The organism is Verrucomicrobiota bacterium (genome assembly GCA_016871535.1).
In the GTDB taxonomy this organism is placed as follows: domain Bacteria; phylum Verrucomicrobiota; class Verrucomicrobiia; order Limisphaerales; family SIBE01; genus VHCZ01.
On record VHCZ01000078.1, the window covers coordinates 1 to 22,964 of the forward strand.

13 protein-coding genes and 1 pseudogene are annotated in these 22,964 nt (G+C 60.5%); 10 read left to right on the top strand and 4 right to left on the bottom strand.

Going from position 1 to position 22,964, the window contains the following annotated elements; all coding sequences use genetic code 11:
* The first annotated feature begins 196 nt into the window (after positions 1–196).
* Positions 197–937 (top strand): HYR domain-containing protein, encoded by a 741-nt coding sequence (locus FJ398_12315; protein MBM3838723.1) that lies wholly within the window; start codon positions 197–199, stop codon positions 935–937.
* Between the two features lie 287 nt (positions 938–1,224).
* On the opposite strand, the gene FJ398_12320 is transcribed toward FJ398_12315, so the two are convergent.
* Both FJ398_12320 and FJ398_12325 read right to left on the bottom strand, forming a co-directional pair.
* A complete protein-coding gene (locus tag FJ398_12320) occupies positions 1,225–1,665 on the bottom strand; it encodes a DUF721 domain-containing protein (protein ID MBM3838724.1) in 441 nt (146 codons plus the stop codon).
* Positions 1,666–1,870: 205 nt separating this feature from the next.
* Positions 1,871–3,931: a beta-galactosidase gene (locus FJ398_12325; GenBank protein MBM3838725.1), complete on the bottom strand. Its 2,061-nt coding sequence runs from the start codon at positions 3,929–3,931 to the stop codon at positions 1,871–1,873.
* Between the two features lie 208 nt (positions 3,932–4,139).
* On the opposite strand from FJ398_12325, the gene FJ398_12330 reads away from it, so the two are divergent.
* The 4 genes and pseudogenes from FJ398_12330 to FJ398_12345 all read left to right on the top strand — a co-directional run bounded on the left by FJ398_12330 (position 4,140) and on the right by FJ398_12345 (position 11,842).
* Positions 4,140–6,281: a fatty acyl-AMP ligase gene (locus FJ398_12330; protein MBM3838726.1), complete on the top strand. Its 2,142-nt coding sequence runs from the start codon at positions 4,140–4,142 to the stop codon at positions 6,279–6,281.
* Positions 6,187–7,449 (top strand): annotated as a pseudogene (locus tag FJ398_12335) (polyketide synthase). Before FJ398_12330 ends, FJ398_12335 begins: the two are co-directional and overlap by 95 nt.
* Positions 7,450–9,484: 2,035 nt before the next feature.
* Positions 9,485–11,026 carry a methyltransferase gene (locus FJ398_12340; protein MBM3838727.1) on the top strand — a complete coding sequence of 514 codons (1,542 nt, stop codon included), beginning with the start codon at positions 9,485–9,487 and terminating at the stop codon, positions 11,024–11,026.
* Between the two features lie 3 nt (positions 11,027–11,029).
* Positions 11,030–11,842 carry a KR domain-containing protein gene (locus FJ398_12345; GenBank protein ID MBM3838728.1) on the top strand — a complete coding sequence of 271 codons (813 nt, stop codon included), beginning with the start codon at positions 11,030–11,032 and terminating at the stop codon, positions 11,840–11,842.
* A 302-nt stretch (positions 11,843–12,144) separates the two neighbouring features.
* Here the strand turns inward: FJ398_12345 and FJ398_12350 are convergent, their stop codons facing one another.
* Both FJ398_12350 and FJ398_12355 read right to left on the bottom strand, forming a co-directional pair.
* Positions 12,145–14,931, bottom strand: a complete 2,787-nt coding sequence (locus FJ398_12350) for a response regulator (protein MBM3838729.1) — start codon at positions 14,929–14,931, stop codon at positions 12,145–12,147.
* 71 nt (positions 14,932–15,002) lie between these two features.
* A complete protein-coding gene (locus tag FJ398_12355; GenBank protein ID MBM3838730.1) occupies positions 15,003–15,716 on the bottom strand; it encodes a class I SAM-dependent methyltransferase in 714 nt (237 codons plus the stop codon).
* Between FJ398_12355 and FJ398_12360 the strand changes: the two genes are divergently transcribed.
* The 5 genes from FJ398_12360 to FJ398_12380 all read left to right on the top strand — a co-directional run bounded on the left by FJ398_12360 (position 15,706) and on the right by FJ398_12380 (position 22,763).
* The gene (locus FJ398_12360) at positions 15,706–16,272 is read left to right on the top strand and encodes a hypothetical protein (GenBank protein MBM3838731.1); all 567 of its coding nucleotides are present in this window, start codon (positions 15,706–15,708) and stop codon (positions 16,270–16,272) included. The genes FJ398_12355 and FJ398_12360 overlap by 11 nt on opposite strands.
* Positions 16,273–16,369: 97 nt before the next feature.
* Entirely contained in the window at positions 16,370–17,038 is a 669-nt protein-coding gene (locus FJ398_12365) for a CAAX prenyl protease-related protein (GenBank protein ID MBM3838732.1), read from the top strand.
* Positions 17,002–17,385 carry a hypothetical protein gene (locus FJ398_12370; GenBank protein MBM3838733.1) on the top strand — a complete coding sequence of 128 codons (384 nt, stop codon included), beginning with the start codon at positions 17,002–17,004 and terminating at the stop codon, positions 17,383–17,385. The genes FJ398_12365 and FJ398_12370 overlap by 37 nt, the downstream gene beginning before the upstream one ends.
* A gap of 7 nt (positions 17,386–17,392) precedes the next feature.
* Positions 17,393–19,024, top strand: a complete 1,632-nt coding sequence (locus tag FJ398_12375; protein ID MBM3838734.1) for a hypothetical protein — start codon at positions 17,393–17,395, stop codon at positions 19,022–19,024.
* A 229-nt stretch (positions 19,025–19,253) separates the two neighbouring features.
* On the top strand, positions 19,254–22,763 hold the full coding sequence (locus FJ398_12380) for a dehydrogenase (protein ID MBM3838735.1): 3,510 nt from the start codon (positions 19,254–19,256) through the stop codon (positions 22,761–22,763).
* Positions 22,764–22,964 lie beyond the last annotated feature (201 nt).

Sequence of the window (22,964 nt, forward strand, 5' to 3'; positions counted from 1 at the left end):
GCGATCTGACCCGCAGCGGACCCGGCACGCTCGATGTCGTGGTCGGTACCGGTGGCTCCGGAACGTGGATGCTGCGTAACGGGCCGAACGGCGCCCCCCCTCCCGTGGCGGACACCACGCCGCCCTCATCACCGTCCCGGCGAACATCACCGCCGAAGCCACCAGCGCGGCCGGCGCAGCGGTGAACTTCACCGCGATGGCCGCCGACAACGTTGACGGCCCGGTGAGCGTCGTCGCGAGCCCGGCTTCCGGGAGCACCTTCCCGCTTGGGACAACCACCGTCAGCCTCACGGCCACCGATGCTGCCGGCAACAGCGCGAACGCTTCCTTCGCGGTCACCGTGCGTGATACGACGCCGCCAGTTATTTCCGCGGATGCGACCAAGACCGCTGAAGCAACCAGCCCGACTGGGGCTGTGGTCACGTTTGTCGCCATTGCGACCGACACAGTCAGCGGCAATGTGCCTGTGAACGCGAGTCCGGCTTCGGGCAGCACGTTCGGGATCGGATTGTCGTCGGTGTCCTTGTCCGCCACGGACGCCGCCGGCAACACCGCTTCGGGGAGCATCCTCATCAATGTCCGCGACACCACGGTGCCTGTGATCTCCAGCCTCGCTCCGTCGAGCGCGACGCTGTGGCCGCCGAATCACAAGATGGTTCCGATCACGTTGACCGCGGTTGCGTCCGATGCCGTCGGCGTGGCCTCGCTCCAAATCATCAGCGCCACGAGCAACGAGCCTGACAACGGCCTGGGCGATGGCGACACCGCGGGCGACATCGAAATCACCGGCCCCCTCACGCTCAACCTCCGCGCCGAGCGCGGCGGCAAGGGCAACGGCCGTGTTTACACCATCACGGTCGAAGCCAAAGATGCCGCCGGCAACGCCAGCACCAAGACGGTGACCGTTTCGGTGCCCAAGACCCAGGGCGGCAAGTAATCCTGGCACGAGTCGGTTCCGTTCTCGCAAGAGTCCGCCTTCCCGGCGGACTCTTCTTTTTTGCAGGTTGATGAACGTGGCGGACTCTTCCATGGCCAAGACGGCAAGCTCAGAGACTCGGCCCTCTTCCCTTGTGGATTTGGAACATTGGAGATGGCCCAGGAAACACACCAGCCACACGGAAGAACGCAGGAAGCAGACGGGAGAAGTTCAGCTCGCCAACCTCAACTCAGCGTTCTTTCGTGTGTTTTGTGTGTTTCGTGGGCTCTGTCTTTCGCCCAAGAAAGCTACCCCACACGGAACGAAATCTTGGCGATCAAATCGCGGCCGAAGCTGTGTTGCAGCCGTTCCAGAATTTCCTTGCGCCGGTACCGGACGATTTCGCTCAGCCAGACGCTGTGATCGACGGTGACGAAGAGGGTGCCCTTGCGAAGGCCGGTGGGCTGGGCGTGAGCCACGATGGTGGGATCGATCAGGTGATTCCAAACGCGCAAGATTTCCGCCTCGGTTCGGCGGCGCTCCAGTCCCATGGACTTCAGGACCTCGGGCATGATGCTGTGGATGGGCTTTGCGCTGGGCGCTTGAGTCTTCTCCAAATCCACCAGGTCGATCCCGCGCCATTCTGCGAGCGCGCTGCGGCATGGCTTCTGGGGGTCGGTGGCCGCGGGCGAATGCTGTGTGTTCGCCCGAGATTTCGGGGCGGGGTTTCGGTTTCGAGTTCTTGGCATCTGTGCCTCTCGCGTCCAGTGTCATGAAATCCTCCGCGTCCTCAAGTGATTTCGACTGGCGCCATCGTGTCGGAAAGTAAGGCAGGCATCCTGCCTGCCTGAGGTCTGCTTCCAAACTTGCCCTGGAGTTTGGGCCTATTCCGACAAAGGAAGGCCAAAGACTTATGCAAATGCCCAAACTCCAGGGGCAGGCTGGAAGCCTGCCCTACTCTTCAGTGGCATGGTGCTCATCCAGCACGAGCACCCCATGCGCGGGGAGATCGATGTTGCCGGTGAGCGTTTTGCCGGTGAGGAAGTCGTGCATCGGTTTGACCAGTTGGATGCGCACGGGGCTGTGCTGGTGGTTGAGCAGGAAGTAAAGCCGCGTGTCGTCCTTCTGCCGCAGGCTGGCCTCGATGCTTTCCGGCACTTTCAGGAGCGGGGAAAGGTTGCACATCTGCCGGAGCCACACGATCAAATCCTGATAGAACGGCTGGTGGCTCATCGTGCCGAGGTAAACCGCGGCGCCGAGTCCAAAGGTATGCATCGTCATCGCGGGGCGGCCGGCGTAAAAGTCCTTCGCGTAGGTGGCAAGAATCTGGCAATCGCGCGGCTCGATCAAATCGCACCACAGGCGCGCGGGATGCAGGTGGCTGGTCGGGAAGGCGCCTTTGAAATTCAAATGGTTGTCCTCGCCGGGCGGGATCGGATCAAACTCCATGACCTCCATGCCGAACAAATCCGTCAGGTCGTGCGGATACCCGGTGTCCGGCGCGATGCAATGTTCATCGACCAACCCGGTATTGAAGGTCGCCACGAGGGTGCCGCCATTCTGGACGTAGAGCTTCAGCAGGTCCGCTTCGCCTCCGGCCAACAAGTGCAGCGACGGCGCGATGACGAGTTTGTAGCGGGACAAATCTTCGGTCGGCCGGGCGAAATCGACCGGGATATTCCGGTCGTGCAGGGCGTTGTAGAAAAGCTGGATATGGTCGCGGAGCGCGAAATGTTTGTTCGGCTGCATCGGCTCCTGAAGCAGCCATTCGTTGTCGTGGCTGTAGAGAATGCACGCCTCGGCCACCACGCGGCTGCCCTTCAGAACCGGCGCCAGACGTTTGAGTTCCTCGCCGATCTGGCTGATTTCCTTGTAGGCGCGGCTGCGGGACTGGCCGTCGTGGCTCAGGACGCCGCCGTAGAATTTCTCCGAACCAATGCGCGGCTGCCGCCAGAAGAAGTAGAGGATGCCACCGGCGCCGCGCGAAATCATCTGGTAGGTGAACAGCCGGACGACGCCGGGGCGGACCAACGAATTGACATCCTGCCAGTTGACCTGCGCGGCTTTTTGCTCGATGACCCAAAATCCCGAATCGCCGTCGGGCGTGCGCACGTCCGTTTTTTTCAGCGAACGGAGCATGTCGATTTCGCAGGCGTTCTCGGCCGACCTCGCTTTGACCGCCGCGTTGCTGACAAACGAGACGAAATCGACTGCCGCCGCCATGTCGAAGTGGTCGAACCGCCGATCCAGGCCGCGAAGATTGGTGGTGACGGGAATCTTGGGGGTCAGTTCGTGGAGCAAGTCCGCCTGCATTCTGACGAAAGCGGCGCAGGTGTCGCTGGCGAATCGCCGCCAGTCCGTGACCAGAGCGGGATTGTGCACGGTGGGCGCGCGCATGGGCATCGGGACTTCATTCCAATCGGCCACAATTTGGCCCCAGAAGCGGGTTCCCATCAGGTCATTCAGTCGGTCGATCGTCTCGTATTTGGCTTTGAGCCAGGCGATCCAATCCCGGCGCGATTCTTCGTTGAACGAAGATTCGGTGTCATGGCCGCCGATGCCGTTGTCGATCTGCCAGGCGATGAGCTGCGGGTGATCCCCCAACGCGTTCGCCATGGCGCGGACGATGCGTTTGCTGTAATCCCAGTAGATGTCGCTGTTCATGCAGTAGGCGCGCCGGGTGCCGGCGTGACGCCGCAAACCGCGTTCGTCGATGGGGAGGATTTCCGGATGCTTTTTCGAGAGCCAGATCGGGGGAGCGGCCGAAGGCGTGCCGAGCACGACCTTGATCCCGGCCCTGGCCATGACGTCCATGGCGCGTTTGAGCCAGGCCAAGTCGTACTGTCCTTCTTTGGACTCGCAGAGTCCCCAGGAGAATTCTCCCATGCGAACGACGTTGATGCCGGCGGCGAACATCAATTGGGCATCCTGCTCCCAACGGGATTCGGGATTCTCCGGCGTGCCGGCGTAGGGATAGACCCAGTGTTCGGGGTAGTAGTCGGCTCCAAAGTACATAGGCTTTGTTTGGATGAATGTTAGGCGCACTTTAGTTTCGGGATCGAAATCCGCAATTGGAAACTGGACTTCAAGTCTGCACTGCGGTGTCCTCTTTCGGGGATGCGCCCCCAGCAATTTTCTCAGTGTGCGCAGGGTCCAGTTTCAGTTATTGAAAGACCTATCATCACGGTGGTAACGAATCTACAGTGCACAGTCTGTTGTCTCCATGAATGACCCTGGCAGACCTTCGACGCTGGTGCATTTGCTCCGGTCGCGCGCCGTCACTCAATCCCACGAACCGCTCTACATATTCCTGGCCGATGGCGAGGCGGAGGAATTCGCCTTGAGCTACGAGGAATTGGATCGAAACGCGCGCGCCATCGCGGCGAAGCTTCAAGCGGTCGAGCCTCCCGGTGCCCGCGCGCTGCTGTTGTATCATCCCGGGCTGGAATTTATCGCGGCGTTTTTCGGATGCCTCTACGCTGGAATCGTCGCCGTGCCCGCGTATCCCCCGCGGAATCCGCGGAACGTGCCGCGCATTCAAACGATCGCGTCGGATGCGCAAGCCAGCTTTTGTCTGACCAGTTCGATGGTATTCGCGCGCTCGCGCGAATTGTTCGGCGTCGTGCCCGGACTTGAGGACATGCTCTGGCTGGCCACAGATGAAATTGCGGACGACGCCGCGGCGGATTGGCACCCCGGAGAGGTGACTCCGGAAACGCTCGCTTTCCTGCAATACACCTCCGGATCCACCAGCACTCCGAAGGGGGTGATGGTCAGCCATGGCAACCTGATGCACAATCTGTCGTTCCTGTGCGACGGACGCGGCCACACGAAAATCGTTTCGTGGCTGCCGTTCTTACACGACATGGGGCTGATCTATTCGATCCTGCAGGCCCTGTACGGCGGGTTCCCATGCGTGTTGATGGCGCCGGCGTCCTTCTTGCAGCGGCCTTTTCGCTGGTTGCACGCCCTGTCCCGGCATCGCGCCAGCACCGCCATTGCCCCGAACTTCGCCTATGAACTCTGCGCGCAGAAGATTTCCGACGAAGAGAAACGCCAGCTTGACTTGTCCTGCTGGACGATGGCTCTCAATGCGGCGGAGCCGGTGCGGCTGGAAACCCTGGAACGATTTGCGGCGGCTTTTACCTCGTGCGGCTTTCGCGCCGAATTCCTTAAACCGGCCTACGGCCTGGCCGAAGCCACGCTCGGCGTCTCCATTTTTGCCGGGCCGAAGCTTTATTGTGTCAAAACGCTTGATAAGGCCGCGTTCGAGACGCATCGTATCGTCGAAGCCTCCTCACAAGTTTTGAAATCTCCGGTGGACCCCTCACCCCTTCCCTCTCCCCTCGGAGGGGAGAGGGTGCCTGAAGGGGAAGCGAAGGGTGGTTCGGAACTTCAATCCACGAAATCTTCCGAAGAATTCTCTCCAGCAAACGCCTTGACTTGCCAGGCCATCGGCTGCGGGCAGGGGGCGCGCGACCAGCAGATTGCCATTGTCAATCCGGACACGCTCCGCCGCTGCGGTCCCGGCGAAGTCGGCGAAATCTGGTTGTCCAGTCCGAGCGTGGCGCGCGGCTACTGGCGGAAGCCCCAGGAAACCGAAGAGACCTTCCGTGCGCGAATTGCGGACACAGGCGAAGGGCCGTTTCTCCGCACAGGCGATCTGGGATTCGTGGACGAGGATGAACTGTTCATCACCGGTCGGTTGAAAGACCTGATCATTATCCGAGGCGGCAACCACTACCCGCAAGATATTGAATTGAGCGCGCAGAAGGCCCATCGCGCCTTGCAGGCCGATGCAGGCGCCGCCTTCTCTGTCGAGGTAGATGGCGAAGAACGGCTCGTCCTGGCGCAGGAGCTCATTCGCCACCACAAAGCAAATCTGGCGGAAGTTGGAACGGCGATCCGCGAAGCAATCGCTGAGGAGCACGGAATCCAGGTTCATTCCATTCTGCTCGTCAAACCGCACACCGTGCCGAAAACCTCCAGCGGCAAAATCCAACGGCGCCAAGCGCGCGAGATGTTTCTGGAAGGCAGCTTCGAGCCGGAATGGCAATGGAAAGCGGAAGCGCCAAGTAATGCTTCAGTGAACTCCGGTGGGGCGAGCGGCTTCACGAGCCAGATTCAATCGAACATTGCGATGGAAGGCTCGGCAGGAGCCTCGCCCCACGCGGGCGGGCAGGCCAGATTGCTGGAGCGTTGGTTGGTTTCTCGCCTGGCTGAAGTTCTCAAAATGCCCGCGTCGGAGATTCTCCCGGGCCAGCCGATCGCTGTTCGATCCGCAGCCGGGAACTCCCGGCAAGATGACCACGAAATGGGAAGGGTTCCTTCGCGATATCGACCGATTCGCCCCCGATTTCTTTGAGATTTCCCCTCGGGAAGCGATCCAGATGGACCCGCAGCAGCGCCTGCTCCTGGAAGTGAGCTGGGAAGCGCTCGAAAATGCCGGCGTTCCCTCGACACAACTTGCCGGTTCAAACGCGGGCGTGTTCGTGGGCCTCAGCAGTTTCGATTACTCGCTTCTTCAACTGAAGGAGACCGGCGCCATTGACGCGTATGCGGGAACGGGCCTGTCGCACAGCATCGCTGCCAATCGAATCTCTTACTTCTTCGACCTGCGCGGCCCCAGCGTTGCGGTGGACACGGCATGCTCTTCCTCCCTGGTGGCGATTCATCAGGCTTGCGAAAGTTTGCGGCGCGGCGAATCCAGTCTTGCACTGGCCGGCGGCGTGAACCTCATTCTCAGTCCGGAAATCACAATCGCGTTGTCGCACGCGCGCATGATGGCATCGGATGGCCGGTGCAAAACGTTCGACAGCCGCGCGGACGGCTACGTGCGCGGGGAAGGCTGCGGCGTGATCGTGTTGAAACGTTTGTCCGACGCCCAGCGGGACGGCGACAGCATCTGGGCCTTGGTGCGCGGCTCGGCGATCAATCAGGATGGCAGGAGCAACGGTTTGACCGCGCCCAATGGACCGGCGCAGGAAGCGGTGATTCGAGCGGCGCTGGCGCAAGCGGGCGTCCACCCACGCGAAATCAGTTTCGTGGAATGCCACGGCACGGGCACCTCGCTGGGCGATCCTCAGGAAGTTGAAGCGCTGAGTCACGTGCTCGGACCGGATCGCTCGGAGACGCAGAAGTGTTGGCTGGGATCGGTGAAGACCAACATCGGCCACCTGGAGTCCGCGGCGGGCGTGGCGGGCTTTGTGAAAGCCGTGCTCGCGCTCCGGCACAAAGAGATTCCGCGAAATCTCCATTTCCAATCCATCAATCCGCACATCCGTCTGGCGGAGACGCCGTTTGTGATTCCCACGCAAACCACGGACTGGCCCGGCGGACGACGGCTTGCGGGCGTGAGTTCATTCGGCTTTGGCGGAACGAACGCTCATTTGATTCTGGAAGCAGCGCCGCCGACCGAGCCGCCCCCACCGCCGGCGGAACGGCCGCTGCATGTGCTCGCGTTGTCGGCGAAGAGTCCGGAAGAACTGCGCCGCCTGGCCAGCGAGATGGGGCGATTTCTCAGTAGTCCTTCCCATCAACCTGACGGTAGGGCGAGCCTGTCCCCAGCGAGCCGAGTCGGACGTGTTCCAGACACGTCGAGCGGCTCGCCGGGACGGACTCGCCCTACCGGGTTCATGGGACAAGAGCATGGTAATCAAGCCAAGGAGGCTTTCGACGAACCCACCCCTTCACCCCTCCCGGGAGGGGAACCTGAAGGAAGCGCTTTTCCGGATATTTGTTTCACGGCCAACGCGGGGCGCGCGCATTTCGAGCATCGCCTCGCGTTGGTGGCGGATTCTGGCGCGCAGGCTCGCGAGTTGCTCGCGGCGTTTTGCGAGGGCCTAAAGACTGGCGGCATGCACCAAGGCCGCGTTGACGGACGAAGCCGGCCGAAAGTTGCCTTCCTGTTCACGGGCCAGGGTTCGCAATACCCGGTCATGGGCCGGCAACTTTACGAAACCCACCCCGCGTTTCGCGAGACCCTGGACCGTTGCGACGAGATTCTGCGCCCGCTCCTCGATCAGCCCCTTTTGTCCGTGCTTTATCCCACGGCCGGCCAGGGCTCGCCGTTGGATGAAACCCGGTATGCGCAGCCGGCTCTCTTCTCGTTGGAATACGCCCTCGCCCGGATGTGGCAATCCTGGGGCCTGGTCCCGGATGCCGTGCTCGGACACAGTGTCGGCGAGTACGTGGCGGCGTGTCTGGCAGGAGTCTTCGATCTGGAAGCCGGGCTGAAGCTGATCGCGACGCGGGCGCGTTTGATGGACGCGCTGCCTCGAACGGGACAAATGGTGATGCTGTTTGCCGCGGCGAAAGACGTCGAACAAACCCTGGCCGGGTCGAGCGAGTTGGTTTCAATTGCCGCGGTCAACGGGCCGGAATTGACCGTGATCTCCGGCGACGGAAAGGCGGTAGACCGAATTCTCCAGGATTTTTCGGCACGGAAGGTCCGGCATCAACGCCTCGCGGTTTCTCACGCCTTTCACTCGCCGCTCGTGGAACCGGTGCTCGAAGAATTCCAGGCGGTGTCGCGGAAAGTTCATTACCATCCGCCGCGTATTCCCCTGGTCTCGAATCTCACGGGCGAATGGCTCGCGGCCGACCACACTCCGGATGCCGACTACTGGACTCAACACATCCGCAGGCCGGTCGAATTTGCCAAAGGAATCTCCACGTTCCTCAAGGCGGGCTTCACGGATTTTCTGGAATGCGGACCGAACCCAAGTCTCCTGGCCATGGCCCGGCGTTGTGCCGAGAGCCTGTCCAAGAATGTAGGGCAGACATCCTGTCTGCCGGTTGACAGTGCATCCTTGCCATGTCATACGCGAGGAAAGATGCCTCAGGAAGTGGCAGGCTGGAAGCCTGCCCTACATTCTGCGTGGCTCGCCTCCCTGAAAAACGGCGAGGACGACTGGCAAGTGGTCTTGCCGACTCTGGCTCAGTTTTACACGCGCGGCGCGAGGATTGACTGGCGGGAATTGGATCGCGGTTATGCGCGGAGAATTGTCAGCCTGCCGACCTACCCGTTCCAGCGGCAAAGCTATTGGGTGGAACGGCGGCGGGAAGTTCCAGCGGAACCCGCGGCTCCGGACACGGTTTGGCCTCAGATCCTGGAAACAGGACGCCAACGAGCCGCGGCGGGCTTTGCCGAATCGAGTTTCGAAGTGGAGGCGGAGAAGTTCGCGGTGCTCAACCGGCTGGCGGAGGGGTACCTGATTCGAGCGCTGCGCAAGCTGGGCATAATCTCGGCGGATGCCGGAGCGTTTTTGCGAAGTCCTCAAGAGGACGATCAGATCTTCCTGAACGATTCCCCCTCACCCCCTTCCCTCTCCCCCAGTGGGGGAGAGGGTGTCCGCAGGACGGGTGAGGGGGATTCCATCCGGCTCTGGGGACGTGCGTTTCAAGGAACGCATCAACCAATCCCCCATTCTCAGCCGCCATCGAAAAGCCGTCGCGGGATGGTTGAAGAAGTTGTCCGACGCGAGTGTCGACGCCCCGCCCAACTTGACCGACTTATGGGACGAGGTTGGGAAACGTTGGAAGAATGAGCTTTTCCTGCCTCAGTTGGTGAGACATTGCTCGCAGAATTTGCCGGAAGTTCTGACCGGCGCGGTGGATCTCCTGAGCCTCGTGTTTGAAAAGGGGTCGAGCGAGACCATGGAGAAGATTTATTCCGTTTCCACGCTCGCGCAGTACTGCAACGGAATCCTCAAGGAAATCGCCGGCACGATTGTCGCCTCCCTGGATCCGGCGCGTCCAATTCGAATGCTCGAAATCGGCGCCGGCACCGGAGCGACCACGCAGTATCTGTTGCCGATCTTGCCCGCCGGGCGAACCACATATGTGTTCACGGACCTCGGTCCCGGTTTTCTCCAGCACGCGCGGGAAAAATTCAGCGCGTTTCCCTTCGTCACGTATCAGGTGCTGAACATCGAGGACGATCCGGCGCAGCAGGGTTTCGATCTGCAAAGCTTCGACGTGATTGTGGCGGCGAACGTCCTTCATGCCACGCGTCAACTCCGGCAGACGCTGGCCAACGTGAGGAAACTCCTGGCGCCAGGCGGATTTCTTTTGCTTTGGGAAGCCACACAACAACAGACGTGGCTGGACGTTTCGTTTTCGCTGCTGGAAGGCTGGCAGCGATTCGAGGATTACGAACTGCGCCCGGACCAACCGCTCCTGACGAGCAGCGCCTGGCTCGAGGTCTTGCGAGACCACTTTCCCCATGCCGCCGTTTTTCCGGAGGCGCGCACGACGGGTGAGAAATTCGGTCAAAGCGTGATCGTCGCGCGCGCCGCTCCGGCGCAAATACCGAAACCAATCCCGGCACCAACGCCCGCGCCATCAATGCGCCTTCAAGACTGGACCATCCGGAACCTCGTTTATGAAGGGCGATGGGAGCTGGCCGCGCCAGGCAACTCGTCGTCCGAAGGTGACCACGAACCGGCGGATGGTAGGGCAGACCTGCAGGTCTGCCCTACCGCGTACGAGGAGAGCCGGACGCGGCAGCCCGGAACGTGGCTGATCCTCGCCGACGAAGGCGGTGTTGGGAAATCACTCGCCCAACTTCTCGCAAAACGCGGCGATCGGGTGCTTTTATGTTTTTCAGGTGAAGGCTTCCAGAAGTTAAGTTCAGAAACGTGGCGGCTCGATCCTTCTGCGCAGAACCTGGCCCGCCTTTTTGAGGAGGCAAACCTGTCGGAGGTCGAGACTCATTTCCGCGGCTTGATCTATCTGTGGGGACTTGGAGTCTCCGCCAACTTGACGGCGGAGTCGCTCGCCCACGCGCAAACGCGCGCTTGCGCATGGGTCGCGCGCGCCGCGCAAAGCCTCATTCACCAAACCAAGGGATGCAAAACTCAGCCACGTCTCTGGCTGGTCACGCGCGGCTCACAGCGCGTCACGGGCCAGGAGAACCTCGCGGTTGCGTCGGCGCAGTCGCTCCTGTGGGGATTGGGGAGGAGTTTGGCAGTTGAACTCCCGATGTTGTGGGGAGGCCTGGTTGATCTCGATCCGCTGGAACCGAGCGGCGAAGCCCAGGCGTTGCTGGACGCGATTCTTTCCTGCGGCGCAGACGACCAAATCGCGCTTCGCGCGGAGACGCGGTAGGTCTTGCGTCTGGCGCGCGTCGAAATTCCTGCAAGACCGCGGGCGCCGTTGCCGGTTTCGGTTGGAGGAACGTATTTGATCACGGGCGGACTGGGCGGCATTGGACTCAAGGTCGCGCGGTGGCTGGTGGAAAACGGAGCGCGCAAGCTTCTGTTGCTTGGACGTTCGCCGCTGCTGGGGTCGAAGGAGAGCGCCGCTTACACCGCCGCCAACGCATTTCTCGACGGCCTGGCCGGGGCGCTTCGCCAGACCGGGATTTCCGCCGTCAGCATCAACTGGGGTTCGTGGGACAAGACCGGCATGGCGGAGCGGGAGAGCCGTGGCGAACGTCTTTCCGCCCAGGGCGTGTTCCCAATGAAACCGGAGTCGGCTCTGGAAGCCTTGGAATTTGCCTTGAGCCAGGAGCGACCACAGATCGCGATGATGTCGGTGGATTGGCCGAAGTATTTCGAAGCCAATGTCCGGGCTTCGGCCACGCCTTTTCTCGCGCACGTCGCTCCGAGGAAATCGAAGCAATCGGGATCAGTCAGTTCGGAAGAACTCAGGAATGGCTCCGGCGAAAGCGCGCCTCGCAAGCGCGGCGGACGAGGCGAAGAAGCCGTTGAAGCCAAGCTCAAGCAGATCGTGAGTGAAGTCTTGAAGACGAGCCCGGACCGATTGGACACCGGACGGCGTTTGAGCGCGATGGGACTGGATTCGATCATGGCCGTGCAAATCCGGCACGAGATGGAGCTGCATTTCAGCATCTCCATCTCCGTCCAGGAAATCGCCCAAAGCACCATCTCCGAATTGGCGCAACGGGTGAGCAAGCAGTAGAGCGGCGTTGAATTTCTCAACCGGAGCACGCAGAGGGTAGGGCGAGTCCGTCCCGGTGAGCCAAGTCCGACGTATTGGGAACACGTGGGAAGCGGCTCGCTGGGGACAGGCTCGCCCTACCGTCGGGTTCATGGGAAGCTTTCATGGCCAAGAAGCCGTGCGCACAGCCCATGAACGGGTAAGGACGCGTTCCACCGCGTCCCTGGAATGAATGTTCTTACGATCTCGGAATAACATCAGGGACGGAGTGGAATCTGTCCCTACCCGGTTTGATTGGTTCTGACAGTTTGCACGGCAGAGAGTCATCCCGCGGTCGGAGGAAGCCGAATGATGAACTCGGTAAACTCGCCCGGCTCGCTTTTCACGGAGATTTCGCCCTGGTGTTGGTTCACGATCGTGTGGCTGATGCTGAGGCCCAGGCCCATGCCTTCACCCACAGGCTTGGTCGTGAAGAACGGATCGAACACTTTCGACAAATTCTCTTGGGCGATTCCCGTTCCGTTGTCCCGCACGGCCAGCACGAAATGCCTCGCGTCCGGCTGCGCCCGAATCTGGATCTGACGCGGTTTGTTTTCGGACGGATTGCCCGCGGTGGCTTGCAAGGCGTTTTGAATGAGATTGACCAGGAGTTGCACCAATTGGTTTTCGTTGCCGAATAATCGCGCCTCGGCGCTGACGATTTCTTCGATCTGGACGTCCTCGCGGATTTCGTGCGCCAGGATGCGCCGGGCCGTGCGGACGATCTTCTGCGGATCGCATTCCGTCCTGGCCGTGTTGGTCCCGCCGTAAGCGAAGCTTTTCAAATCCGCGATAATGTCGCGGATGCGCTTCAAGCCGCCCTCGATGTCGTTGATGGTGTCTTGGGCGTCGCTCGACGCGCCTGCGACGGTGGACTTGAGGAAATGAACCGCCGTGATCATGAAGATAATCGGATTGTTGATCTCGTGCATGATCCCGGCGGAAAGCGTGCCGAGCGCGGAGAGGCGCTCGGTCTGGATGAGCTGGGCCTCGGCGGCGCGCAACTGTTTGAGAGTCGATTCCAGGACTTGATTCTGGGCGTGCAATTCCCGTTCGAGTTGGGCGGTCAAGAGGAGATTGGCCAGCCGGGTTTTCAGTTCCACCGTGCTGAAGGGTTTGATCAGGAAGTCGTCCGCGCCGGCCTCCAACGCGTTCAATTTGGTGCGGTCTTCGGCCCGAGCCGTCAAGATCACAATGCGAGACGGCTGCAGTGTCGGAGACGCTTTCAACTTCCGGCAGAGCGTGATGCCATCCAGTTTCGGAAGCATCATGTCGGTGAGGATGAGCCGGGGCTGATGCGACTGGGCCAGTTCGTAGCCCTCCTGGCCGTCCGAAGCGATGATGACGTTGTAGGTGTCCTGGAGTTCGAGGGACAAGAAACGCTGCATCGCGGGCTCGTCCTCCACCAGGAGCAAGGTGTGTTTGTGCGGATCTCTGCTCGCGGGCGTGCTCTTCTGAGGAGTGGGGGTGGGCGGCGGCGCGAGTGCTTCCTGGTGGCGCTGGGCTTTGTGGAGCATCTCGGCAAGCCACGCGTCTTCGGAATCGCCCGTTGTGGCTGCCTCAGGCCGTTCGGCGCAGTGCGGGAGACGAACGGTAAAAGTCGATCCGACGCCTTTCTGGCTTTGCACGGTCACAGTGCCGTTGTGGAGTTGGACCAGCTCCTTGACCAGCGCCAGGCCAATGCCGGTGCCCTGGCGCGTTCGAGTGGACGAACCGTCTTCCTGCCAGAACCGGCTGAAGACTTGATCCAGCTTATCCTCGCCAATGCCGATGCCGGTGTCCGTGACGTCCACGACCACGTGGCCATTCTCCTGCCGCCCGGACACTCGGACCGTTCCGCCGGCCGGCGTAAATTTGATCGCGTTGAACAGAAGATTGATGAACACCTTTTCCATGCGGTCTTTGTCCGCGGACACGACGAGCGAGGATGGCTCGTCGAGGAGCGTTTCCAACCGGAGATTCGCGCGTTCGGCGGCGCCGCGCATGGAATCCACGAGGCCGGGCAGCAGTTCTTTCAGATCGACCGGCTTGCGGTGCAACTCCAGTTTGGCGTCCTCTAGTTTCACCAAATCGAGCAGGTCGTTGATGAGCACCAGGAGCCGATTGGCGTTGCCGAACATGATGTCGAGCACTTCACGCGCCCTGGCATTGGACTGAATCTCCGGCGCGTTCCGGAGTTGGTCCAGCGGCGAGACGATCAACGTCAGCGGCGTGCGCAGTTCGTGAGAGATGTTGGCGAAAAACTGGCTTTTGGCGCGGTCCAGTTCCGCGAGTTTTTCGTAGGACGTCTTGAGTTCCTTTTTCTTTTGATCCAGGTCGAAGCGCAACCGGAACTCGCGAAACCGAAATCCTTCCGACGCGTAGCTGCCCGCCAGGCCAATGATGGGAAAGATCATCATGAAGAAACCATTCGAAACCGCGCGCTGGACCCAGTCAGTCCGGTCTGAATGTCCAAAGGCGGCCCAACTCGCAAGACAAGCAGCCCCGTACAGGGTCCAGGTCATGAGGCAACCTCCGACGCATTCCTTGAAGGTCCACGGGAGCATGAGACAGGCGCCCATGACCACCAAAATGTGGGCGATGTAATACGGCGACTCAATGCCGTCCGCCATGCCGATCATGAGAGAGAGATGGGCGATGGGCAGTGCCATCCAGACGAAACCGAGCAGCTTATGATGGCTTCGCGCCGCGGGCTTCTGCAGGAACCAGAGCAGAATTCCCAAAAGCAGTTCAGTGACGGCACGAATCGCGATGAACGCCGGCAGGTAGCGCTCTCCATAAATAACCCAATCCAGCACCACGCCGGAAGGGATTGCCGCCAGGGCAATGATGCACAGAGTTCGCGTCCGCCGCACCCAGAGGTCCGCAAGATAGGACCTGTAAGCCTCCTGGAAAGAAACATCCGGCTGTTCAGTTGAGCCTGTCATGGGAAGCTTCCTTGGTCCGATCACCACGCTCTCTCCCCATGAACCTGAGATTGTGCGGACCGCAGCCTTCAGGCTGCTCCCGCGCACTCTCCGCAGTCGAGCATTGAAGCGGCCTAAAGGCCACGGTCCGGAGGAGCGGTTCATGGAAAGGGAGCATGGGCCGCCTCACTGCAAACAGTGAAGAACCAGAATGTGGCCCTTGCGTCATGACGGATTCAGCGCGTTTTTCTGATATTCAAGAAGATATTGACGCCCGTTCGGTCGGCGATCATCTCTCTTTCTCCTTCAGGGGCTAAGCTCTCCAGTTCTTTCTCCGTCCGATGAAAGACGTTCCATTCCAGCAGATACTCCATCAAATGCCGCTGCGGGTTGCTCGGATGGATATTCGTGACGCTCAAGAGTCCGCCCGGCGCCAGCCATTCGTAGAAGAGTGCGATGAGCCGGCGGCAAACCGAGTCCGTGAAATAATCGAACAACCCCGCGCAATAGACAAAATCGTAGCGTTTGGCTGCCGCTTGCGCGACACGTGTTCGCGCCATGGATTCCCGGAGGAGGTCGTCGATCGATTTTTCGATGAACTCCAACTGAATCTTGGAACCGGTCCGCGCTTTCTCGTCGATGGCCCTTCGCTGCGCAAATTCCAGGGCGTCCTTGCCGAAATCCATCAAGGTCATCCGGCACAAATCCGCGTCGCGCGACGCCGCCATGAAATCGCGCACTTCCTTGGCCGGGCCGCAGCCGATGTTGAGCACTTCCAGCGGTTGTCCGGCGGTTCGCGCGCGCTCGGATTCTTGTTCCAGGAGCCTTTTCAGCATGGCGATGCGGTTCCGGTGGGCTTCGGCGGGCGCCGTGTCCAGCAACAGTTTGTTGACTGTCTTGGCGAAGAGGGTCCGGCCTTCGTATTGGCGTTCGAGGATCATGTTGATCATCTCGGTAATCGCCGACGAACCGTTTGATTTCGTCGCGAAACAGGGTGGTATCCTTGATCAAAGAAAGGATGTCCACGTCATTCCAGGCATCGACCAGCGTCGCCTCACACACCAGCATGATCCCGGTGTTCACCAGGCTGCTGACCACGCCCCGGCCGGCATAGAGCGTGCGTTCGCCAATGACGATCCGGAAGTCATTCAGGACTTCGCTGAGCTGGAGGATGCTGAACGGGTTATAGACCTCGAAAACCGTGGCTTGATTGGTGAAGTGCATGAGGGAGCCTCTTACGGGCATCCCTTTGCTGTTGCGACAGACAATGAAACTGTCTTTCTCGCTGGAGACCAGATTTACGACTTTATCTGCCATCGGGCGAAAGGCTTGGGCTGCAAGAACGCGAATATATGGACCAGAAGCCGCCCCAAATTTTCTTCGCAGGCCATACAACTCGGCTGCGCCAAGGCTAACTGGAGTGCGCCAGTCCTCTCGGCTCCTTACACGAATCTGTGGACGGCGTCGGAATCCCGTTGGGATTCTAAACGGAAGAGTTGCGTGTAGGGAGCAGAGAGGATTGCCGGAGGGCGCTGAGTCCAACAAGTCCTTGCTCGGATTGCGAATCTGGGCTACGTGAGCACGTGCGGCGCGCACAACACACATGCACCATCTCATTGGCCGGCTTGAAAAATCCCCCCTGCTGGCGCGCGTCGTTCCCTTTGTGGCCTTCGCGGCGTTGACTTCCGCTCAGGGATTCTTGGGCGAAGGGTCTCGGTACTGGCTATACCTCGTGAAAACCTTGCTCGGCGCCTGGTTGATCTGGCTGGTCCGGCCCTGGGTCAGTGAGATGCGATGGAAGTTCTCCTGGGAAGGCGTCGCAGCCGGTGTCGTGGTGTTTGGACTTTGGGTTGGACTGGAGGGGCTTTACCCGAAGTTCGGAAGCACGGCCAAAGTCTGGAACCCGCACGAACATTTCGGTGCGCAAAGCGGCGGGGCATGGTTCTTCATATGGGTGCGTGTGCTCGGATCTTCCCTTGTTGTGCCGCCGCTGGAGGAAGTTTTCTACCGGTCCTTTCTCTATCGTTACATCGTCAATCCGGGCTTCCAGGGCGTTCCGTTGGGCCATTTTGGTTGGACGCCGTTTCTGGTCACGGCGGCGATCTTTGGGTTCGTCCATTTCGAGTGGTTGCCCGCAATCCTCTGCGCGGCGGTTTACCAGGGATTAGTGATTTGGAAACAACGGCTGGGGGACGCGATGACCGCGCACGCCGTAACAAACTTTCTGCTCGGCCTGTGGGTAATCTGGAAAGGAGCCTGGAATTTTTGGTGAACGCCAGTAGCGAAGTCGTTGAAGCGTTGAAAGCGCGTTTTGAAAATGCCTTTTGGGTGGAACAGGCCACGTATCTGTTTAGTGTAGCGCAGATTTTCAATCTGCCGTATCGCGGAATGGCATTCCGCAGGGGCTCGACAGGTTCCAGGGCTTTGGAACTCGCCGAAGCGCTGCCGATTGCAAATCGGCGATACGGCAGAGTGCAACTCTGCGCTACGGCGAAAGGCACGCTAAACACATACCAGGCCACTGGCCTTTTGCGGCGGGCCTGCCGCAATGTTCGGCGGCAAGTTGCCGCCGAAAACGGGCTGCTAGCCCGTTCCACTCATTTTCAAAACACGCGCTAAAGCGTAAATGTCTTCCGGGACTCCCAATGCTTCTCTGAGCGTGAACGCCTCGATCCCTTGCGTCCTTTTCGAGGACGAACATCTCCTCGTGGTGAACAAGCCGGCCGGGCTGAACACGCACGCTCCGGCACCTTACGCTGGAGAAGGCATCTATGATTGGCTTCGCCACCGGGAGCCGCGCTGGGCTGACCTGGCCATTGTGCATCGACTCGACAAGGAGACCTCCGGCGTGCTCGTTTTCTCGAAGACACCGATGGCCAGCCGATCCTTGACCCGGCAATTCGCCGAGCGCCAGGTCCGGAAAGAATACATCCTGGCCACAGACAAACCTGTGAAATCGCGCTCAGCCACGGTCGTGTCCAGATTGGTCCGAGCGGGCGAAAGATATGTCAGCCGCCCCGGCGGCCTGGAGAAAGACCGAGCCGAAACGCGGTTTCGCCTGCGGATCGCGCGTGAAGATCATACGTTCCTCGAAGCCGATCCAGTCACGGGCCGCACGCATCAGATCCGCGTTCACGCCGCGGATCAGGGATTCCCGATCCTGGGCGACACGCTTTACGGCGGATCCCCGGCGGCACGCCTTTTCCTGCACAGCGAAGCACTGACGCTTAAGCATCCGGTCACTTCGGCTCCGATGACTTTTCGGGTGGAAGCGGATTTCAGTGATGATGTTCGGCTCGGCCTGCGCTCCGCGCTCATCGATCCGCGAACAACCAACGCGTATCGCCTGCTTCACGGAGCCTCGGACGGCCGGGCGGCGTGGTACGTGGACCGGTTCGGGGATTATCTGCTTTCTCAATCCGAAGAGCCGCTTTCCGCCGCGCAGCACGAGCGGCTGGATGAATGGATGCGCCAATGGTCGCTGCGCGGTGTTTACCACAAAGCCCTGCTTCGCCGCGTTCGCCAGGCCACGACGGACGAAAGCGGCCCACGACTGATTGCGGGCGAAGCGGCGCCGGAAGCGTTTGCGGTTCGGGAAAACGGCGTGCAGTACGAAATTCGCTTCGGCGAAGGTTATTCCGTGGGCCTGTTCCTGGATCAACGGGAGAACCGGCGCCGGTTCCTGACGCGCCACGTCGGATGCGGATTTCCCTGTTGCGCTTCGGCCCTTCGGCGTCCGGAAGTCCTGAACACCTTCGCTTATACGTGCGGCTTTTCCGTGTGCGCGGCCCAAAGCGGCGCGCGCGTCACCAGCCTCGATTTGTCAAAAAAATATCTGGAATGGGGGCGGCGCAATTTTCTTTTGAACGGACTTCAGCCCGAGGAACACGAGTTCATTTACGGGGACGCCGTTGAATGGTTGCGCCGTTTGAAAAGAAAAAACCGGATGTTTGACCTTGTGGTGTTGGACCCGCCGACTTTTTCCCAGTCGAAACCATTCGGGGTGTTCCAGGTGGAGAAGCATTTGGGCCGGCTCGTCCGCGAATGCCTTCCGATCCTGAAACGGGAAGGGATTCTCTTCGTTTCGACAAATTCGGCCCGTTGGCCTCCGGAAGCTTTTCTGGAAACAATCAAAGAAACGATGGCGATTTCGGGCCGCCGGATCGCGCACGAGCATTACGCGCCTCAACCCACGGATTTTCCCGTCAGCCGGAAAGAGCCGGCTTATCTGAAGACGGTGTGGCTAAGAATCGAGTGACGTGACCATGGTAGGGCGAGTCCGCACCGCGATTGAATTAGGCTTGTGGAGTTCTCCTGCTCCTAATCCTAATCCTAATCCTAATCCTAATCATTCAGAGACAAGCAGCTTTTCGAGTAAGAGTAAGATTAGGATTACGATTATACGAACCGACTGTTCATGGGCAGAATTTTGGCGTGGGTGAGGATATCATTGACCAACCCAAGTCCGATTTCCTTTAATCCATCTCATGAACTCTGTCCTCCGCTTCGCTCTCGGTTGTCTTTGTCTCTCCGTTGTAGGCCCACCGGTGTTTGCCGCAGGACGCCAGTTGACCGGCGTTTACACGCCGACGCAAACGCCCGCCTTGCCTCCCGCCGAAGCTCAGAAGAAGTTCGCATTGCCGCCCGGCTTTGAAATTCGGATTTTTGCTGCTGAGCCCGACGTGGTGAATCCGGTCGCGATGACCTGGGACGAACGCGGCCGTCTCTGGGTCGTCGAGCTTTATGAATATCCGCTCGGCGCCCCGGCGGGAAAGAAACCTCGCGACAATGTCAAAGTGCTCGAAGACACCGACGGCGACGGACGCGCGGACAAGGTCACTGTCTTCGCCGATGGACTGAATCTGGCGACCGGCGTGCTCGTGGGCAACGGCGGCGTGTATGTCGGCCAGGCGCCCCACTTGCTTTTCCTCGAAGACACCAACGGCGACGACGTTGCGGACAAGAAGACAGTGCTGATGACCGGCTTCGGCCTGGAGGACCGCCACGAGTTGCTCAACAGTTTCACCTGGGGACCGGACGGATGGCTTTACATGACGCACGGGGTTTTCACCCACTCGAAAGTCAAAGACCCAGACCAGCCAGGCGAGCCGGCGGTGATCATGACGGCAGCGGTGGCGCGCCTTCACCCGCGCACGAAGAAATTCGAAGTGTTTGCCGAAGGCACGAGCAATCCGTGGGGCGTGGATTTCGATCGCGCGGGCAATGCCTTTGTGACCGCGTGCGTGATCGATCACATGTTCCACATGGCGCCCGGCGGCATTTACGCGCGGCAAGCGGGCACGCCGCCGCATCCGTACGCTTACCAACTTCTACCCTCCATCGTGGACCACAAACATTTTCGCGCGGCGTACGCCGGCGTCCAGATTTACCAGGGCGACCAGTATCCGGCCGAGTATCTGGGCACGGCATTCATGGGGAACATTCACGACAGCGCGGTTCATCAGGACCGCCTGACACCGAACGGATCGAGCTTCAAAGCGTCGTTCATCCGGGATTTTGTCCGCGCGAACGACGGATGGTTCCGCCCGGTCAGCACACAGGTCGGCCCCGACGGCGCGCTCTGGATCATGGATTGGTATGACAAATACCCGTGTTACCAGAACGCGAACGCGGATCCCGAAGGCGTCGATCGCGAGCACGGCCGCATCTGGCGCGTCGTTTATGTGGGCGAACAACCGGGGAAACCGGTGCCGCCTCGACCCGCGAACTTGAATCTGGCCAAACTGAGCAGCGACGAATTGGTTTCCACGCTCGCCCACCGCAACGTCTGGCATCGGCGCACAGCGCAACGAATCTTGAATGAACGGCGCGACGCTCGGACGAAAGCGCCGTTGCAGAATTTGCTCCGCGAAGGCCGAACGCTTGAGGCGCGCCTGGCCGCCCTCTGGACGCTCCACTCGTCCGGCCTGCTGGACGACGCCACGCTCGATAGTCTAACGACGGACAAAGAAGCAGCCATTCGCACGTGGGTCGCGCGCTTGACCGGTGAACGTCGCGAAGCTTCGGAGCGCGCGCTTACAAGGCTTCAGGCCTTAGCGGAGGATCCCGACAACTCTGTGCGCCTGGGCGTGGCCACGGCGGCGCGCCAATTCATTTCCGGTTCGCTCACGGTGAACACGCCAGTTCCCGCGGCGCTCACCGACGCCGATACCGGCCCGATTCTCGCCACGCTGGTCCGATATTCCGATTCGAGCGCGGATCCGGTGTTGCCATTCATGATCTGGATGGCGGCCGAACCTTTGGCCGCTCGTGATCCTCAACCCGCCCTGGATTGGTTGATCGAGAATGGTCCGGACTCCATGCCGCTCAGCGGCGAACTCACGCGCAAGTTGATGCGCCGGTTGTGCGACACGCAAGACTCGGCGAAACTCGACGCCGCCGTGGAATTCGTGCAAGCGATTCCGGAAAGCGCCTCCGCCCTGGCCGTGGCCGCGTTGGACGGATTGATCGAAGGACAGAAAGGCAAGGCGCTTGTGCCATCCAGGCCGCCGGGAGCCTTTGTGGCCCGGCTCAGCAAAAGCGCCAGTCCGGACGTCGCGTCGCGCGCCCGCCAGCTTGGCACGTTGTGGGGCGACGCCGCGGCGTTGAGCGCGACGTTGAAGTTGGTCGAGAATTCGCAGGCCAGCCTCGAACAAAGGCTTCAAGCCTTGCAATCGGTGAAACAGCAAAAGACCGACGCCGTGCGCGAGGCGCTGGTGAGGTTGCTGGGGCAAACTTCGGCTGAACGGCTCGCGCAGGAAACGCTGCGGGCCTTGGGCGAAATCGGCGGCGACTCGCTGCCCGAGGAAATCATGCGCCGCTGGAAAGCGTTTTCGCCCGCGACACAGCGTGTCGCAGCCGAAGTCCTGACTTCGCGCGGCAATTGGACGCGCGCCTTCATCACGGCGTTGGAGAGCAAGACAGTTTCTCCGAGCGACCTGCCGGTGACCGTGGTGCGTTCGCTGGTGAATTCGCGCGACGATTATGCTCGCAACCGCGCCCAGAAAATTATCGGCCGCGTGCGCGACACCGATGCGGACAAATTGAAACTCATCGCGGCCAAGAAACGCATCGTCATTCATGGGGAGGCCGACGTGAATGCGGGACGCGAGATCGCGCGGAAAACATGCTTCACCTGCCACAAACTCCACAACGAAGGCGCAGACGTGGGACCCGATTTGACCGGCGTCGGGCGATCGACGTTGGACGCCCTGCTCGCCAACATCATCGATCCCAATCAAATCATCGGAAAAGGGTACGAAAACGTGGAGGTGGAAACCAAAGATGGCCGCACGGTGAGCGGGCGGCTGGTGGAGGACACGGAGACCCGCATCCGCTTGCTGGCGCAAGGACCCAAAGAAGAAGTCATCGCCAAGTCAAACATTGCCTCCATGCGCGTCAGCGAAGTGTCGGTCATGCCGGAAGGATTGGAGCAAATGCCCGACGCCGATTTCCAGAATTTGATCTGGTTCTTTCTGAATCCGCCGGAAGACAACCGGCCCCTGACGCCCGACCTGCGCAAGCAGTTGATCGGGGACGAGCGCACCACTTCGGCGATTGAACCGCCGCGCGACGGGGAATCGGTGGCGTTGTGGAATCCGCAGTGGCGCGTGATCTGTCCGGACATCGAAGGGGCGCCCGCGAAGCTCGCGGAATATGCCGGACATAAGAATGTCCTGATGACCCACCCGTTCAATCACGACACCGGCGCGGCATTGGAGCGCGCGATCGAAGTGCCCGGCGGAAAGCGAACGGTGCTCACCGTAGAAGCCGCGTCGCACGAGCGGGGCGATTGGGAGTTGCGCGTGCTGGCGGATGGCAAGTTGCTGAAGAAGGAAATCATCGGACGAAGCGGCGAACGCTGGAAACAAATCCAGGTGGACTTGTCGCCGTACGCCGGGCAAAGAACGCTGGTGCGCCTGGAGAACTGCGCCAATGATTGGGCCTGGGAATTCGGGTACTGGGGGAAGATCGAGTTGAAATCGGCGGAGTTATGAGCCGGAAACCACGCGAAACAACCGTCTGCACCAGGATCGCTTCCCATGAACCGTTGCTTCGGGCCGTGGACTTTAGGGTCTGTGCAAAAATAACTTCCGGTTTTGGCGGGAGCGCCGCCTGGCCGGATGCAAGGCGCCAGGAGGGAGCATCCCCGTTTTGGGGCTGTGACCGACGAGCAACGCCGCAGCCGGCCAGGTGCC

Coding starts and splice junctions, on each gene's coding strand:
- FJ398_12315 (MBM3838723.1), top strand. CDS start 197: ATGGCCGCCGACAACGTTGACGGCCCGGTGAGCGTCGTCGCGAGCCCG.
- FJ398_12320 (MBM3838724.1), bottom strand. CDS start 1,665: ATGCCAAGAACTCGAAACCGAAACCCCGCCCCGAAATCTCGGGCGAAC.
- FJ398_12325 (MBM3838725.1), bottom strand. CDS start 3,931: ATGTACTTTGGAGCCGACTACTACCCCGAACACTGGGTCTATCCCTAC.
- FJ398_12330 (MBM3838726.1), top strand. CDS start 4,140: ATGAATGACCCTGGCAGACCTTCGACGCTGGTGCATTTGCTCCGGTCG.
- FJ398_12350 (MBM3838729.1), bottom strand. CDS start 14,931: ATGAACCGCTCCTCCGGACCGTGGCCTTTAGGCCGCTTCAATGCTCGA.
- FJ398_12360 (MBM3838731.1), top strand. CDS start 15,706: ATGTTGATCATCTCGGTAATCGCCGACGAACCGTTTGATTTCGTCGCG.
- FJ398_12355 (MBM3838730.1), bottom strand. CDS start 15,716: ATGATCAACATGATCCTCGAACGCCAATACGAAGGCCGGACCCTCTTC.
- FJ398_12365 (MBM3838732.1), top strand. CDS start 16,370: ATGCACCATCTCATTGGCCGGCTTGAAAAATCCCCCCTGCTGGCGCGC.
- FJ398_12375 (MBM3838734.1), top strand. CDS start 17,393: ATGTCTTCCGGGACTCCCAATGCTTCTCTGAGCGTGAACGCCTCGATC.
- FJ398_12380 (MBM3838735.1), top strand. CDS start 19,254: ATGAACTCTGTCCTCCGCTTCGCTCTCGGTTGTCTTTGTCTCTCCGTT.